The sequence below is a fragment of the Streptomyces sp. NPDC037126 genome, from assembly GCF_055605965.1.
The window spans coordinates 818,110-834,164 of record NZ_JBVJTD010000001.1; the positions used below are offsets into that span (position 1 = coordinate 818,110).

Below are 16,055 nucleotides of genomic sequence, written 5' to 3' on the forward strand. Positions count from 1 at the left end.
GACGAGGCCCGCGCCCCGGACTGGGGGCGCGGGCCTCGTCGTGTCCGGTGTCAGTCCTCGCCGAGGTAGGCCTTGCGGACCGACTCGTCGTGCAGCAGGTCCTGGCCGCTGCCCGACAGGACGATCGAGCCGACCTCCATGACATGGCCCTGGTCGGCGAGCGAGAGCGCCGCCTGGGCGTTCTGCTCGACCAGCAGGATCGTCGTGCCCTGGGACTTCAGCTCGGCGATCGTCGCCATGATCTTCTGCATCATGATCGGCGACAGCCCCATGGACGGCTCGTCCAGCATCAGCAGCTTCGGCCGGGACATCAGCGCCCTGCCCATCGCCAGCATCTGCTGCTCACCGCCCGAGAGGGTGCCCGCGGCCTGCTTGCGCCGCTCGCCGAGGATCGGGAACAGCTCGTAGGCCCGCTGGATGTCCTTCTCGATGCCCTCCTTGTCCTTGCGGAGAAAGGCGCCGAGCTGCAGGTTCTCGGCGATCGTCAGGCGCGGGAAGATGTGCCGGCCCTCGGGGGAGTGGGCGAGCCCGAGCGCGACGATCTTGTGCGCCGGGACCCCGCTGAGCGGCTTGCCGTCGAAGGCGATCCTCCCGCCGACGGGCTTCAGCAGGCCCGAGAGGGTGCGCAGGGTGGTCGTCTTGCCGGCGCCGTTGGTGCCGATGAGGGTGACGACCTGGCCGGCCTCGACGCTGAACGAGATGCCCTTGACGGCCTCGATCTTGCCGTAGGCGACCCTGAGGTCCTCGACCTCGAGCAGTGCGGTCACGGCGTCTCTCCCTCGGTGGTGCTGGTGCTCCCGGCGCTCTCCGCGTCGTCGGCACTGTCCGCGCTCTCGCTGCTCGCCGCCTCTTCGAGGCTGTCCGGGCTGTCGGGGCTGTCCGGGCTCTCCGCGGGCTCGGCCGGGGCGGAGTCGGCGGCCGCCTCGGCCGCCTCCACGGCGGCTGCGTCCGCCTCGCCCGGGTCGCCCTCGAAGGGCTCGCCCAGGTAGGCGGCGATGACCCGCTCGTCGGCCTGGACGACCTCGGAGGTGCCCTCGATCAGCTTCTCGCCCTGGACGAGCACGGCGACGCGGTCGCACAGGTTGAAGATGAACCGCATGTCGTGCTCGATGACGAGCACGGCGATGCCCCTGTCCCGGATGGCGAAGACCAGTTCCTCGGTGGTCCGGGTCTCCTGCGGGTTCATTCCGGCGGTCGGCTCGTCGAGCAGCAGCAGACCCGGCTCGCTGGCCAGGGCCCGCGCGATCTCCAGCTTGCGCTGCTCGCCGTAGGGCAGGTTGCGCGCCAGGTGCTCGCGCTTGCCGGCGAGGCCGACGAACTCCAGGAGTTCCATGGCCCGCGCCTCGGACTCCTTCTCCGCCTTGCGGAAGCCGGGGCCGCGCAGCAGCGCCGACCACAGGCCCTCCTTGGTCCGCGTGTGGCGGCCCACGAGGACGTTCTCCAGCACCGTCATGTTGGCGAAGAGCCGGATGTTCTGGAACGTACGGGCGATGCCCGCCTGCGTCACCAGGTGCGGCTTGGGCGGCAGCACCCTGCCCTTGTAGGCGACCTTGCCCTCGGTGGGGACGTACAGACCGGTGAGGCAGTTGAAGAACGTGGTCTTGCCGGCGCCGTTCGGGCCGATCAGGCCGACGATCTCGCCGCTGTTCACCGTGAAGTCGACGGACCGGACGGCGGTGAGGCCGCCGAACCGCATGGTGACGTCACGGGCTTCGAGTACAGGTGTCGTCATGGTTCCTTACGCCCCTGCCTTGGTGACGGCCGCCTCGTCGGACAGCGTCGTCTGCGCCGGCACGTCGAGTTGGCCGGTCTCGTGGAACTCCAGCTGGCGGCGGCGGTTGGCGATGATGCCCTCCGGCCGGAACCGCATCAGCAGGATCAGCGCGACACCGAACGCGAGCAGCTCGTAGTTCTGCAGGAACTGCAGCTTCTCCGGCACCAGGTAGAGGACGCTCGCGCCGAGCAGCGGGCCGCTGACGGTGCCCATGCCGCCGAGGACGACGGCGGCCAGCAGGAAGGCCGAGTTGGGCGGGGCGGCGCCGGCGAACTGGTAGGGCTGCGGGTTGACGCTGTAGTTGACGTGCGCCATCACGGTGCCGGCGAGCCCCGCGAGGGAGGCGCCGAGCGCGAAGGCGATCAGCTTGACCCGGAAGCCGTTGATGCCCATGGCGGTGGCGGCGGTCTCGTCCTCGCGGATGGCGATCCAGGACCGGCCGATGCGGGAGTCGGCGGCGCGGGTGAAGACGAGTACGACGATCGCCGTGACGACGAGCATCAGGAACAGGTAGTTGGCGAACCGGCCCAGCGAGAACCCGGCGATGTCGTGCCCCTCGCCGAGGTTGAACCCGAAGATGCTCAGGTCCGGGATCTGGGTGATGCCGTTGGGGCCGCGGGTGATGTTCGGACCGGAGTCGCCGTCGAGGTTGTTGACCGCGATCCGGAAGATCTCTCCGAAGCCGAGGGTGACGATGGCCAGGTAGTCGCCGCGCAGCCGCAGCGTCGGGGCACCGATGAGCACGCCGAAGACCAGCGAGGCGGCCATGCCGGTGAGTGCGGCGGCCCAGAAGGGGAAGTGCACGCCGGAGAACCGGGAGTACTCCGAGCCGGAGACCAGGGCGGCCGCGTAGGCGCCGACGCCGAGGAAGGCGACGTAACCGAGGTCGAGCAGACCGGTCAGGCCGACGACGATGTTCAGGCCGAGGGCGACCGTGGCGAAGATCAGGATGTTGACGCCGATGTTCGCGTTGTGGTCGTCGCTCTGGGTGAAGGGGAAGACCGCGGCGGCGACGAAGGCGAGCGTCGCGGCGAAGCCCTTGTGCCGTGCGGAGATGGCCGCGTACCGGTCGAGGAGACCGGCGTGGATGAGGCCCCAGGCGGCGAAGATGACGACCAGGAGGAAGCCGATGAAGGTCTCGCTGTCGTCGTCGTTGATGCCGATGCCGTAGGTGAAGATCACCAGGGCGAGGGCGGTGCCCACGGTGATGACGGCCCGCTCGGCGAGCGGGGGGAGCGCGCCGGGGCGCGGCTGGTCGGGCTTGGTGAAGTAGCCGCGGATGCCGGTGCCCGGAGCCGGGTGGGGCAGGGCGAGGGCGCCGATGACCGGCAGGGCCGAGGCGGCCATGGCCACGAAGGCGCCGGGGTCCAGGTTGACCAGACCGCCGAGGTCGACGGCGATGGCGATGCCGGTGAACCAGCAGACGGCGAACGCGGAGAGCGTGGTCAGGAAGACCGGGGTGGTGGCGCCCGCGGGGTTCAGCCGGTCGAGCCCCTTCACGTTCCACAGGCCGAGCCCGTACAGGAGCGTGAGGGCACCGGCGACCAGGGCGATGACCTGCAGACCGGCCGGGTACCCGTAGATGGTCAGGTCGCCGGGGAAGTCCGACGTCCAGGTCCAGCTGAGGAAGGTGCTGGCGATGGTGCCGATGGCGCCCACCGTGATGAGCAGCCGGGCCACGACGGGGGAGAGCGGTATGGGACCGCGCCCGGCCGGGGTCTGGGTGGTGGTGTCGGTCATGGTGCTCACGCCCTGTCCGCGACGCGTTCGCCGAGCAGGCCCTGTGGCCTGAAGAGGAGTACGAGGATGAGGAGGACGAAGGCCCACACCGCGGCCCAGCCGCCGCCGCCGAGCTGCTGCATGCCGGGGATGTTCGCGATGTAGGCGGTGGCCATGGCCTCGGCGAGGCCGAGGACGAGACCGCCGAGCATGGCGCCGTAGATGTTGCCGATGCCGCCGAGGACGGCCGCGGTGAACGCCTTGAGGCCGGCGATGAAGCCCATGTCGTACGAGACCGAACCGTACTTGAGGCCGTACGCCGTGCCCGCGACCGCCGCGAACAGGCCGCCGATGGCGAACGCGATGACGATGATGCGGTTGGTGTCGATGCCCATCAGCTGCGCGGTGTCCGGGTCCTGCGCGGTGGCCTGCATGGCGCGGCCGGTGCGGGAGAGGCGGACGAAGAAGGCCAGGACCGCCATGCAGAGCGGGGCGGCGATGATCAGGAAGACGTCACCGCTCTGGATCGTGATCGAGCCCAGGTGGTAGGGCCCGAACGGCAGTTGGGGGAACACCCGGGCCGTCTTGGCGTCCGGGTACACGTTGAAGACGAGCTGCTGGAGCGCGAGCGAGAGGCCGATGGCCGTGATGAGTGGCGCGAGGCGTGGCGCGCCGCGCAGTGGACGGTAGGCGAAGCGCTCGGCGCCGACGGCGATGAGCACGGCGACCAGGGCACCGCCGATCAGCATCGCCGGCAGGGCTATCCACATGGATATGCCGTCCGGCAGGGCGAGGTACACCGTGAGGGCGCCGAAGCCTCCCGTCATGAAGATCTCGCCGTGGGCGAAGTTGATGAGCTGGACGATGCCGTACACCATCGTGTACCCGATGGCGATCAGGCCGTACATCGAGCCGAGGAACAGCCCGTTGGCCAGCTGCTGCGGCAGGGTGTTCACCGCATGGCCTCCATGTGGTGGGGAGAGTCAAGGGGGGCGTAGAAGGCGGGCCGCGCGGTGACGGTGGTCTGTGCCGCGCGGCCCTGGTGTTGCGGGGTGTTCCGTCGGTTACTTCGGGTTGGCGGTGCCGCTCTTGACGGACTTCCACGCTCCGTTGACGACCTGGTAGACCGTCAGCTGCTTGTTCGTGGTGTCGCCGTACTGGTCGAACGCGATCTTGCCGGAGATACCGTCGAAGGAGCTGTTCTGGACCCCGTCGACGACCTTGGAGCGGGCGTCGTCCGGGAGCTTGCCGTCCTTTACGACCTGGCCGACGGCCTTGATGATCGCGGTGGCGGCGTCGTAGGAGTACGAACCGTAAGTGCCGTAGTCGCCAGGGTACTTCTTGGCCTTGTAGGTGGCCACGAAGTCCTTGGCGGCGGGCAGGGTGTCGACCGGGACGCCGATGGAGGTCACCAGGTCGCCCTCGGAGGCCTTGCCGGCGGTCTTGATGTAGGTCGGGGTGAACATGCCGTCGCCGCCGAACAGCGGGATCTTGGCGCCGGCGTCCTTGAGCTGCTTGGTCAGCACCTGGGACTCGTCGTACTGGCCGCCGTAGTACAGCATGTCGGCGCCCGAGTTCTTGATCTTGGTGACGAGGGTGGAGAAGTCACGGTCGCCCACGTTGACGTGGTCGGTGCCGATGACCTTGCCGCCCTGCTTGGCGAACTGCTCCCGGAAGATCTTGGAGAGGCCGGCGCCGTAGGTCTGCTTGTCGTCGACGACGAACGCCTTCTTCTTGTGCAGGCCGTTGAAGGCGTAGTCCGCGGCGAAGGCGCCCTGCAGCGCGTCGGTGGTCGCGGTGCGGAAGTAGGTCTTGAACGGGCGGGACTTGCTGGTCTGCCAGTTCTTGCCCTGGGTCAGCTCGGGGGCGGTGTTGGACGGGGAGATCTCCACCAGGTTGGCGGTGGCGAAGACCTGCTGCATCTGCGTGGCCACACCGGAGTTGAGCGGGCCGACGACACCGAGCACGCTCTTGTCCGAGACGAGCTGGGTGGCGTTCTGCTGGCCGGTGGCCGGGATCGCCTTGTCGTCCAGCGCCTTGATCTTGAAGGTGACGCCGGGGACGGTCTTGTTCTTGTTGGCGTCGTCGACGGCGATCTGGGCGCCGTACTGGATGCCGAGGCCGGTGGCCGAGTTCTGGCCGGTCAGCGGGGCGTCGACGCCGATCGTGACCGTCACGTTGCCATTGTCGCCGCCCTTGCTGTCGTTGTTGCGGGAGCCGCAGGCGGTGAGAGTCAGAGCTCCGGTCGTCAGCACGGAGGTAAGAATCACCAGAGAACGCTGTCGCACAATCGATCCTTTCCGCAGGCACGTCAGGCCCCCTGAGGGACACAGCGGGTGCCGCGCCGGTACCGAACTCCCGTTGGAGCGGTGACTGGCCGTGACTCTAAGCCCGTCGTGGAGACCTCGGCAGCGCCGTGCGCTGGCTTGTGACTTTCTTGTTATGACGGCGTGGACGGCCGACTTCCGGCGGGGATGCTCTCGGCCGTTTTGGCGGATTTTCCTCTCGGTCCACATTTCGAGAACCCGCACTTCCGGTTGGCCATGGCACTGCAGTGCGCCCCGGCCGGTCGCGGGCCCGTGAAGCGGCGCGGAAAGGCCCCGGGAAGGCACTCCTCCCAAGGCGAAACCGGGGTGCCGTATTGCGCGCGTGTTACGGAGCGTTACGCCAAGAAAGGGAGGGCCCGGATTCGGGAATCCCGCGTGACCGATCACCGGTATCTCCACCGAGGCACCACGGGTCGTCCCGGCTCGGACGATGAAATTCCGCTTGGCGGTACGGAGTTGAGGGAGCGTCGTGCCATCCCCCGCGCACCGGCGGCCTCCAGCGGCCGCGGACCGGCCGACGGCCCCTCAGGCGCCCTGCCGGAAAGGTGAATTGCCGGAATGCCGAGAGCCCGGCCCCGCTCCACGAGGGAGGCGGGGCCGGGCTCCTGGAACCGGGTACGGGGCCTCAGGCGGAGGCGCTCGCCCGGGCGCCGTCCTCGGGCCGGACGTCACGGAGCAGACAGGTCAGGCGCGCGCTGCACACCCGGCGGCCCTCCTCATCGCTGATCACGATCTCGTACGTCGCCGTCGACCGCCCCCGGTGCACGGGCGTAGCCACGCCGGTCACCAGGCCCGAGCGGACCCCGCGGTGGTGCGTGCAGTTCAGGTCCACACCGACCGCGATCTTCGAGCTGCCGCCGTGCAGCATGGAGCCGACCGAGCCGAGGGTCTCGGCCAGCACCGCGGAGGCGCCGCCGTGCAGCAGGCCGTACGGCTGGGTGTTGCCCTCCACCGGCATCGTCCCGACGACCCTGTCCGCCGAGGCCTCCAGGATCTGCACGCCCATCCGCGTGCCGAGGTGCCCGGCCGAGAACAGGGCGGGCAGGTCCACGCCGAGTGCCGCGTACTCGTCGATGACGTCCTGCGGGAATGTCACCTGCTGCTGCTCACCCATGGGCCCGGCTCCGTTCGTCTTGCACCTGTCTCGTGGCTGAGCAAACGCTCAGTCGGTAGCCGATTGTTCCAGACCGCCCCCGACGGGCGCCTCCAGGCGTACGACCACGGACTTGCTGGCCGGGGTGTTGCTGGTGTCGGCGGTGGCGTCCAGCGGAACCAGCACGTTGGTCTCCGGGTAGTACGCCGCCGCGCATCCCCTGGCCGTCGGGTAGAGCACGACGCGGAACCCCGGCGCCCGACGCTCCACCCCGTCCTTCCACTCGCTCACCAGATCCACGTACGACCCCTCCGCGACGCCGAGCGCCGTCGCGTCCTCGGGGTGCACCAGCACCACCCGGCGGCCGCCCGTGATGCCCCGGTAGCGGTCGTCGAGCCCGTAGATCGTGGTGTTGTACTGGTCGTGCGAGCGCAGGGTCTGCAGCAGCAGGCGGCCCTCGGGCAGCTCCGGGAACTCCACCGGCGCCGCCGTGAAGTTCGCCTTGCCGGTGGCCGTCGGGAAGCGCCGCTCGTCGCGCGGCGCGTGCGGCAGCGTGAAACCGCCGGGGCGGGCCACGCGCGCGTTGAAGTCCGTGAAACCGGGGACCACGCGCGCGATGCGGTCACGGATCGCCGCGTAGTCCCTCTCGAACTCCTCCCACGGCACGACGCTGTCCTCGCCGAGCACCCGGCGCGCGAGACCGCAGACGATGGCCGGCTCCGACCTCAGGTGCGCGCTCGCGGGCGCCAGCCGGCCGCGTGAGGCGTGCACCATGCCCATGGAGTCCTCGACGGTCACGAACTGCTCGCCACCCGCCTGGAGGTCCCGCTCGGTGCGGCCCAGGGTGGGCAGGATCAGTGCCCGCGCGCCCGTGACCACGTGCGAGCGGTTGAGCTTCGTCGACACGTGCACGGTCAGCCGCGCCCGCCGCATCGCCGCCTCGGTCACCTCGGTGTCGGGGGAGGCGGAGACGAAGTTGCCGCCCATGGCGAAGAACACCTTCGCCTCGCCGTCGCGCAGCGCGCGGATGGCCCGTACGACGTCGAAGCCGTGCTCCCGGGGCGGCGCGAACCCGAACTCCTTCTCCAGCGCGTCCAGGAAGGCGGGGGCCGGGCGCTCGAAGATGCCCATCGTGCGGTCGCCCTGCACGTTCGAGTGGCCGCGCACCGGGCACACGCCCGCGCCCTGGCGGCCGATGTTGCCGCGCAGCAGCAGGAAGTTGACCACCTCGCGGATGGTCGGCACGGAGTGCTTGTGCTGGGTGAGGCCCATGGCCCAGCAGACGATGGTGCGCCGCGAGGCGAGCACCATGCCCAGCGCCTGCTCGATCTCCGCGCGCGTGAGCCCGGTCGCGGCCAGCGTCTGGTCCCAGTCGGCGGCCCGGGCGGCCGCGGCGAACTCCTCGAAGCCGTGCGTGTGTTCGCGCACGAACTCCTCGTCGACCGCGCCGTCCGTGTCGAGGACCAGCTTGTTGAGGAGCCGGAAGAGCGCCTGGTCGCCGCCGATGCGGATCTGCAGGAACAGGTCGGTGAGGGCGGCGCCCCTGAGCATGCCCTGCGGGGTCTGGGGGTTCTTGAACCGCTCCAGGCCGGCCTCGGGCAGCGGATTGACGCTGATGATCCGCGCGCCGTTCGCCTTGGCCTTCTCCAGCGCGGAGAGCATGCGCGGATGGTTCGTGCCCGGGTTCTGCCCCGCGACGATGATCAGGTCGGCCTTGTACAGGTCCTCCAGCAGGACGCTGCCCTTGCCGATGCCGATGGTCTCGGAGAGCGCCGAGCCGGACGACTCGTGGCACATGTTCGAGCAGTCGGGCAGGTTGTTCGTGCCCAGCTCGCGCGCGAAGAGCTGGTAGAGGAACGCCGCCTCGTTGCTGGTGCGGCCCGAGGTGTAGAACACCGCCTCGTCGGGCGAGTCAAGGGCGGCGACCTCCTCGGCGATGATGTCGAAGGCCCGGTCCCAGGCGACCGGCTCGTAGTGCTCCGCCCCCTCGGCGAGGTACATGGGGTGCGTGAGCCGGCCCTGCTGGCCCAGCCAGTAACCGCTGCGCGTGGCCAGGTCGGCGACGGGGTGCGCGGCGAAGAACTCCGGGGTGACGCGGCGCAGCGTGGCCTCCTCGGCCACCGCCTTCGCGCCGTTCTCGCAGAACTCCGCCTTGTGCCGGTGGTCCGGCTCCGGCCAGGCGCAGCCGGGGCAGTCGAAGCCGTCCTTCTGGTTCACCCGCAGCAGCGTCAGCGCGGTCCGCTTCACACCCATCTGCTGCTGGGCGATGCGCAGGGTGTGCCCGATGGCCGGCAACCCCGCCGCCGCGTGCTTCGGCTCCGCGACCTGCGGCGCGTCCTGAACCGGATCACCCTTGGGCGGCTTCGTCGCCATCGCACGCTCCCCTTCGACTGCGTGTGTGAAATACCGGGCCGATCCTCCCACGGGGCACCGACAGCGGTGAGCCCCGGGCAGGCCAGGAGGCGAAGGACGCCGGTTGCGGCAGCGGCCGGTGGCGGTGCCGGGCCGCCCGCCGCGGGGCGCGGGTCCCGCCGTCCTGTGACCGCACTCACATCCGTCGCGGGCGCGCGGCCCGCGGTGTCAGTGGGGCGTGGCAGGATCGGGGACGTGGCAGAGACAGCATCGAAGAAGACCGACAAGACCCCCGGCGGCTCCCGTCCCCGGCTGATGCTCATGGACGGGCACTCGCTGGCGTACCGCGCGTTCTTCGCGCTGCCCGCGGAGAACTTCACGACCGCGACGGGCCAGCCGACGAACGCGATCTACGGCTTCGCCTCGATGCTGGCCAACACCCTGCGTGACGAGGCGCCCACGCACTTCGCGGTGGCCTTCGACGTCTCCCGCAAGACCTGGCGCTCGGAGCGCTTCACCGAGTACAAGGCGAACCGCTCCAAGACCCCGGACGAGTTCAAGGGCCAGGTCGAGCTGATCGGCGAACTGCTCGACGCGATGCACGCCCACCGCTTCGCCGTCGAGGGGTTCGAGGCGGACGACATCATCGCCACCCTCGCCACCCAGGCCGAGGCCGAGGGCTTCGAGGTCCTGATCGTCACCGGCGACCGCGACTCCTTCCAGCTGGTCACCGAGCACACCACCGTGCTGTACCCGACCAAGGGCGTCTCGGAGCTGACCCGGTTCACCCCGGAGAAGGTTTACGAGAAGTACGGATTGACGCCCGCCCAGTACCCGGACTTCGCGGCCCTGCGCGGCGACCCGTCCGACAACCTGCCCGGCATCCCCGGAGTCGGCGAGAAGACCGCCGCGAAGTGGATCAACCAGTTCGGCTCCTTCGCGGAGCTGGTCGAGCGCGTCGACGAGGTCAAGGGCAAGGCCGGGCAGAACCTGCGCGACCACCTGGAGTCGGTCAAGCTCAACCGCGTGCTCACCGAGCTGGAGCGCGCCGTCGGGCTGCCGCGGACGGTCCCCGACCTGGAGCGGGCAGCCTACGACCGCAAGGCCGTCGCGATGGTCCTGGACACCCTGGAGATCCGCAACCCGTCCTTGCGCGAGCGCCTCTTCGCCGTCGACCCCGGCGCCGAGGAGGCCGAGACCACCCCGGTCGCCGCCGAGGGCGTGGCGGTGGACGGCACCGTCCTGCGCACCGGCGAGCTGGCCCCCTGGCTCGCCGGGCACGGCACGGAGACCCTGGGCGTCGCCACGGTCGACACCTGGGCACTGGGCGCCGGATCCGTCGCCGAGGTCGCCCTGGCGGCGGCCGGGGGAGCGGCCGCCTGGTTCGACCCCTCGGAGCTGGACGAGGCCGACGAGAACGCGTTCTCGGGCTGGCTGGCGGACCCCGACCGCCCCAAGGTGTTCCACAACGCCAAGGGCGCCATGCGGGTCTTCGCCGAGCACGGCTGGCGCATCGAGGGCGTGCGCATGGACACCGCGCTCGCCGCCTACCTGGTCAAGCCGGGCCGCCGCTCCTTCGACCTGGACGCGCTCTCCCTGGAGTACCTGCACCGCGAGCTGGCCCCCGCCGCCGCGGCCGACGGCCAGCTGGCCTTCGGGGCGGACGAGGGCGCCGAGGCCGAGGCCCTGATGATCCAGGCCCGCGCGGTCCTGGACCTGGGCGAGGCCTTCGAGGGCCGCCTCGGCGAGGTCGGCGCCGCCGACCTCCTGCGGGACATGGAGCTGCCCACCTCGGCGCTGCTCGCCCGCATGGAGCGCCACGGCATCGCCGCCGACCGCGCGCACCTCGAAGCGATGGAGCAGATGTTCGCGGGCGCGGTGCAGCAGGCCGTGAAGGAGGCCCACGCGGCCGCCGGCCACGAGTTCAACCTGGGCTCGCCCAAGCAGCTCCAGGAGGTACTCTTCGGCGAGCTGGCCCTGCCGAAGACGAAGAAGACCAAGACCGGCTACACCACGGACGCCGACGCCCTGGCCTGGCTCGCCACCCAGACCGACAACGAGCTGCCGGTGATCATGCTCCGCCACCGCGAGCAGGCGAAGCTCCGCGTCACCGTCGAGGGGCTGATCAAGACCATCGCGGGTGACGGCCGTATCCACACCACCTTCAACCAGACGGTGGCCGCGACCGGCCGGCTCTCCTCCACGGACCCGAACCTGCAGAACATCCCGGTCCGCACGGACGAGGGCCGGGCCATCCGCCGCGGCTTCGTCGTCGGTGAGGGCTTCGAGTCCCTGATGACCGCCGACTACAGCCAGATCGAGCTGCGCGTGATGGCGCACCTCTCCGAGGACGAGGGCCTGATCCGGGCGTTCACCTCCGGCGAGGACCTGCACACCACGGCCGCCTCCCAGGTCTTCGGCGTCGAGCCCGCCGCGGTCGACGCGGAGATGCGCCGCAAGATCAAGGCCATGTCGTACGGCCTGGCCTACGGCCTGTCGGCGTTCGGCCTGTCCCAGCAGCTGAACATCGAGGCGGCGGAGGCGCGCGCCCTCATGGACGCCTACTTCGAGCGCTTCGGCGGGGTCCGGGACTACCTGCGCCGTGCGGTCGACGAGGCACGGGCGACGGGCTACACGGCGACGCTCTTCGGGCGTCGCCGCTACCTCCCCGACCTCAACAGCGACAACCGCCAGCGCCGCGAGGCGGCCGAGCGCATGGCCCTCAACGCGCCCATCCAGGGCACGGCGGCGGACATCGTCAAGATCGCCATGCTCAAGGTGGACGACGCGCTGCAGGCCGCGGACCTCAGGTCCCGCATGCTCCTCCAGGTCCACGACGAAATCGTCCTGGAGATCGCCCCCGGCGAGCGCACCGCCGTCGAGGAGATCGTCCGCCACGAGATGGCGCACGCCGTCGACCTTCGGGCCCCCCTGGACGTCTCGGTCGGCGTCGGCCCGGACTGGGAGTCGGCGGCGCACTAGCGGACGGCTCCCCGCCGCGGGGGCCGCACCGGTGAAGGGGGCGCCGTACCTGGCACGGCGCCCCCCTTTGTCCCACCCCGCCGCGAGCCGCGACGGCGAGCGGCCCCCAGGACGCGCCCCGCCGGCGCCGGACCCACCGCAACCCGGGATCCCCCGATCCCCGCACGCATAACAAAGACGGCCCAACCCCCGGGCGAACCGTCACTCACGTGGCCCCCGCCAAAACGCCCCGCACCCCTCGCAGCCGCAAAACTGCGGGCATGGGTATACGCATGCTTCACCGCCGGACACCCGAGGCAGTGACCCGGGTCTGGGCGGACACCGCCTCGGCGCAGGCACTGCCCGCCTCGCCGGTCCCGGCCCTCGCGGCCGACGCAAGCACCGCCCGCATCCCGGCCGATCCCGCCACGACCGTGCGCAGGGCCGCCGAGCACGTCCGGCGCGGTCTCCACCGGACCGCCCGTGCCGGTCACACCCCCGACCGGCACCAGTGGGCCGACCTGGCCCGTGGCTATCTCGCGCTCGCGCTCACCCTGCTGCCGAGAACGCGCCCCCGGCGCAGGCTCACCGTCTTCGTCGCCTCCGTCACCGAGCGACCGGCCGCTCCCCGGAGGCACCGGCCACCGCACCGGGACCCCCGGGAACCGGGGCCGGACGCCACACCCTGACCCCGAGGGCGTACGCCACCAGCCCGGCCACCGTCCCCGCGCCGGCCCCGAAGCACAGGGTGGGCAGCAGGTCCAGGCCCACCACCACGGCCCCCGCCGCCCGCTGCACCGCTCCGGCCAGCGCGCAGCCGCCGATCACCGCACCGGCCCACCACCGGTCCCGCGCCGACAGCAGGGGCACGCCCACCGGCTCGCCGCCGGGCGCCCGCCTCAGGGCGCGCACCACCCACACCACGACGACGGCCGCGCCCGCCGCGGAGCAGCCGTACTGGAGCCAGGAGAACAGCGGCATGCCCGCCGGGTGCTCCCGCGCGATGGCGGGGATCAGCCGCGTCCCCCACCGCCCGTAATGGGTGAAGGCGTCCCACACCACGTGGGTCAGGGAGCCGAGCACCGCGGAGACGTACCACCACAGGACGGAGACGACGCGCACACGCGCGCGTGGCCCACCGCGGCACAGCAGCGCGGCCGGCCGGCCCTGCCGGGCCCTGGGCAGCAGCGCCAGCAGCGGCTCCCGGGCCACCAGCCACAGCCCCACCAGCGCCCACGAGATGAGCACATCGACGGTGGCGACACCGGCGAACGAGTGGGTGACCGTCCCGAACTCCATGCCGCCGGGCAGCACACCGGCCGCGTAGAAGGGCATGTCGGGCGCGAAGGAACCCGCGACGAGCACCGCCGGCACCAGCCGGCCCCGCCCGGTCCCGTCCCCACGGATCGCGGGCAGCACGGCCGCCGCATGGCTGAGCGTGAACGGCAACGGGTCCCTCCGCAGCGGTCGTCGGCCGTGGCACCGGAACCGGTGATCACTTCCCATCCAGTATGCGGGACCGCCGTCCGGGCGTGCCGACGACAACGACAGTTGGCCAACCGGTGAAAATCGGGCGTGAACGGGTCCCTACGCAAAGCAAGTTGTCGTAGGGTCACCTGGGTTGCCGTGCCGGGCGCACGGTCTCACTCGCATCGCACGCGCGGAAAGGCGGCGCAGAGGCAACCAGAGCACCGGGTCGACCGTCACACCAGGGCGAGACACGCAGACGGAAACGGGCGCACCGACGTCCACGGGAGGGGTTCACTCTATGGCGGCGCATTTCGGCAGGCGGCTCCGCAAGGGAGCGGCGACCACCGCCGTGGCCGCGGCAGCGGTCGCGGCGCTCTCCGCGTCCCAGGCTCCGGGAGTGACCGGCGAGGACCACGGCAGACAGGCGGCGGCCGGCGCCTCCGCCCCCGTCCCGGACAGCGTGGGCGGCGACGCCACGGGCGACTCGCCGTACTACACGGACCTGCCGCCGCTGAACAGCCCGAACCCCAGCCCCTCGCCGACGCCCAACACCCCCGTCGTCCAGGGGGACTCCCAGGCGGGCATACCGGCGACGGTCCTCGACGCGTACAAGAAGGCCGAGGCGGAGCTGCGCTCCTCCAAGCCCGGCTGCAACCTGCCCTGGCAACTCCTCGCCGCCATCGGCAAGGTGGAGTCGGGCCAGGCGAGCGGCGGCCGGGTCGACGCGAGCGGCACCACGCTCAGCCCGATCCTCGGCCCGGTGCTCGACGGCGACGGCTTCGCGCTCATCAAGGACACCGACCACGGCGAGTACGACGGCAACAGCCAGTACGACCAGGCCGTCGGCCCCATGCAGTTCATCCCGTCCACCTGGGCCTGGGCGGGCCGCGACGGCAACGGCGACGGCAAGAAGGACCCCAACAACGTCTACGACGCCGCCCTAGCCGCCGGCCACTACCTGTGCCGCGACGGCTGGGACCTGTCCAGCGAGGCGGACCTGCACAGCGCGATCCTCAGCTACAACAACTCGCAGGCGTACCTCGACACCGTCCTGTCGTGGATGGAGTACTACCGCAACGGCACCCACTCCGTGCCCGACGGCACCGGCGGTCTGCCGAGCCACCGCAGCGACGACAGCACCCCGCGCAAGCCGTCCCCGAAGCCCTCGGACCCGCCGAGCAGGAAGCCGCACCCGACGCCCTCCAAGCCCGGCGGCGGCCGGCCCGGCGGCGACAGCGGGAGCCCCAGCCCGAAGCCCCCGAAGCCGCCCGTCCCGCCGACGGCACCGCCGACCCCCACCGACACGGTGGACCACCTCGAGGACGCGGGCACGGCCAAGCTCACCACCATGGCCGGCCACGCCTTCACCGACCGCGTCGGCGCCCGTGCCGAGACCAAGGCCGGCCGGTCCGTCGCCAAGGTCCGCGTCCGGTTCACCATCACCGGGGACACCGACGCCACCTTCGTCGGCGGCGAGACCGTGGCCACGGTCGCCACCGACGCCAAGGGCCTGGCGAGCGCCCCCGTGCTCCAGGCGGGCGAGAAGACCGGCGACTTCAAGGTCACCGCCACCGTCGTGGGCCGCTCGGCCAAGGGCGTCGACTACCCGGCCACCGTCACGGAGCGCGCCGCCGACACCCTGGCCCGCACCGGCGACACCCCGCTGACCTGCACCCCGGGCGGCGAGTTCGCCGACCAGGTCCAGGTGAAGGCGACGTACAAGGGCGCCGTCGCGGACAAGGTCGCCGCCACCGCCACCCTCGTCAAGTCGGCGGACGACGCCACCGAGAACGACAAGGGTCCCTACTTCAAGGACGCCGACGGCAAGGCCGTACGCACCCTCACCGGCCTGGTGACGGACGACAAGGGCCTGCTCACGCTGCCGAAGCTGTACGCCGACGACACCACCGGCACCTTCCTGCTGCGCATCACCACCCCCGGCGGCGGCACCCTCACCGTCGAGCTGAAGGTCGCCGCCGCGGACACCTCGGCCGACCCGTCCCCGTCCCCGAGCCCGTCCCCCTCCTCCTCCTGACCTCACCGGTTCCGGCAGGGCGCCCTCCCCGCTCCGGCGGGGAGGGCGCCCTCGTTCGTGCGTGCACCGCTGTTCTCATCTCGCCCGCGCGTTGCTACGGTGCCGGACCTGACGCACCATCAGGAACGCGTCAGGACATCGACCGCCCGCCGGGAGGCCCCGCATGCGCGCCCTGATCGCCGCCGCGACCGGTCTCGCCCTCGCGCTCGCCCTGGTCCTCACGATCAGCGCGACGGGCTCGCCGTCGGGCCGGACGTCCCCCAAGCCGCTGCTGACGACGGTGCCTTCGCACCCGTAGCCGCGCCCGTCCGGGAGGGAGGCCGG

Annotated in this window: 12 protein-coding genes; 4 read left to right on the forward strand and 8 right to left on the reverse strand. The window is 71.3% G+C overall.

Annotated features, from left to right (window positions below):
• Positions 1–50: 50 nt before the first annotated feature.
• The 7 genes from ACZ7FF_RS03745 to ACZ7FF_RS03775 all read right to left on the reverse strand — a co-directional run bounded on the left by ACZ7FF_RS03745 (position 51) and on the right by ACZ7FF_RS03775 (position 9,286).
• On the reverse strand, positions 51–767 hold the full coding sequence (locus ACZ7FF_RS03745; protein WP_470809158.1) for an ABC transporter ATP-binding protein: 717 nt from the start codon (positions 765–767) through the stop codon (positions 51–53).
• On the reverse strand, positions 764–1,732 hold the full coding sequence (locus ACZ7FF_RS03750; RefSeq protein ID WP_470809160.1) for an ABC transporter ATP-binding protein: 969 nt from the start codon (positions 1,730–1,732) through the stop codon (positions 764–766). The genes ACZ7FF_RS03745 and ACZ7FF_RS03750 overlap by 4 nt, the downstream gene beginning before the upstream one ends.
• 6 nt (positions 1,733–1,738) lie before the next feature.
• On the reverse strand, positions 1,739–3,514 hold the full coding sequence (locus ACZ7FF_RS03755) for a branched-chain amino acid ABC transporter permease (RefSeq protein ID WP_470809587.1): 1,776 nt from the start codon (positions 3,512–3,514) through the stop codon (positions 1,739–1,741).
• Between the two features lie 5 nt (positions 3,515–3,519).
• A complete protein-coding gene (locus tag ACZ7FF_RS03760; protein ID WP_470809162.1) occupies positions 3,520–4,449 on the reverse strand; it encodes a branched-chain amino acid ABC transporter permease in 930 nt (309 codons plus the stop codon).
• A 108-nt stretch (positions 4,450–4,557) separates the two neighbouring features.
• A complete protein-coding gene (locus ACZ7FF_RS03765) occupies positions 4,558–5,781 on the reverse strand; it encodes a branched-chain amino acid ABC transporter substrate-binding protein (protein WP_470809163.1) in 1,224 nt (407 codons plus the stop codon).
• Between the two features lie 664 nt (positions 5,782–6,445).
• Complete coding sequence (locus ACZ7FF_RS03770) at positions 6,446–6,934, reverse strand: hotdog fold thioesterase (RefSeq protein ID WP_470809164.1); 489 nt, start codon at positions 6,932–6,934, stop codon at positions 6,446–6,448.
• A gap of 48 nt (positions 6,935–6,982) precedes the next feature.
• Positions 6,983–9,286, reverse strand: coding sequence for an FdhF/YdeP family oxidoreductase (locus ACZ7FF_RS03775; RefSeq protein WP_470809166.1), 2,304 nt, complete (start codon positions 9,284–9,286; stop codon positions 6,983–6,985).
• A gap of 234 nt (positions 9,287–9,520) precedes the next feature.
• Here ACZ7FF_RS03775 and polA point away from each other — a divergent pair, with 234 nt between their 5' ends.
• Both polA and ACZ7FF_RS03785 read left to right on the forward strand, forming a co-directional pair.
• On the forward strand, positions 9,521–12,247 hold the full coding sequence (gene polA / locus ACZ7FF_RS03780) for a DNA polymerase I (RefSeq protein WP_470809167.1): 2,727 nt from the start codon (positions 9,521–9,523) through the stop codon (positions 12,245–12,247).
• 260 nt (positions 12,248–12,507) lie between these two features.
• A complete protein-coding gene (locus tag ACZ7FF_RS03785; RefSeq protein ID WP_470809169.1) occupies positions 12,508–12,915 on the forward strand; it encodes a hypothetical protein in 408 nt (135 codons plus the stop codon).
• On the opposite strand, the gene ACZ7FF_RS03790 is transcribed toward ACZ7FF_RS03785, so the two are convergent.
• On the reverse strand, positions 12,833–13,675 hold the full coding sequence (locus ACZ7FF_RS03790; protein ID WP_470809171.1) for a DUF4184 family protein: 843 nt from the start codon (positions 13,673–13,675) through the stop codon (positions 12,833–12,835). The two genes, ACZ7FF_RS03785 and ACZ7FF_RS03790, sit on opposite strands and share 83 nt — an antisense overlap.
• A 319-nt stretch (positions 13,676–13,994) precedes the next feature.
• On the opposite strand from ACZ7FF_RS03790, the gene ACZ7FF_RS03795 reads away from it, so the two are divergent.
• Positions 13,995–15,731, forward strand: coding sequence for a lytic transglycosylase domain-containing protein (locus ACZ7FF_RS03795; RefSeq protein WP_470809173.1), 1,737 nt, complete (start codon positions 13,995–13,997; stop codon positions 15,729–15,731).
• Between the two features lie 163 nt (positions 15,732–15,894).
• The gene (locus tag ACZ7FF_RS03800; RefSeq protein WP_470809174.1) at positions 15,895–16,029 is read left to right on the forward strand and encodes an SPW_0924 family protein; all 135 of its coding nucleotides are present in this window, start codon (positions 15,895–15,897) and stop codon (positions 16,027–16,029) included.
• Positions 16,030–16,055 lie beyond the last annotated feature (26 nt).

What these genes read in the sequence shown, in the direction of transcription:
- ACZ7FF_RS03785 (WP_470809169.1), top strand. Translation starts at nt 12,508, where the DNA reads ATGGGTATACGCATGCTTCACCGCCGGACACCCGAGGCAGTGACCCGG.
- ACZ7FF_RS03800 (WP_470809174.1), top strand. Translation starts at nt 15,895, where the DNA reads ATGCGCGCCCTGATCGCCGCCGCGACCGGTCTCGCCCTCGCGCTCGCC.
- ACZ7FF_RS03770 (WP_470809164.1), bottom strand. Translation starts at nt 6,934, where the DNA reads ATGGGTGAGCAGCAGCAGGTGACATTCCCGCAGGACGTCATCGACGAG.
- ACZ7FF_RS03750 (WP_470809160.1), bottom strand. Translation starts at nt 1,732, where the DNA reads ATGACGACACCTGTACTCGAAGCCCGTGACGTCACCATGCGGTTCGGC.
- ACZ7FF_RS03775 (WP_470809166.1), bottom strand. Translation starts at nt 9,286, where the DNA reads ATGGCGACGAAGCCGCCCAAGGGTGATCCGGTTCAGGACGCGCCGCAG.
- ACZ7FF_RS03795 (WP_470809173.1), top strand. Translation starts at nt 13,995, where the DNA reads ATGGCGGCGCATTTCGGCAGGCGGCTCCGCAAGGGAGCGGCGACCACC.
- ACZ7FF_RS03755 (WP_470809587.1), bottom strand. Translation starts at nt 3,514, where the DNA reads ATGACCGACACCACCACCCAGACCCCGGCCGGGCGCGGTCCCATACCG.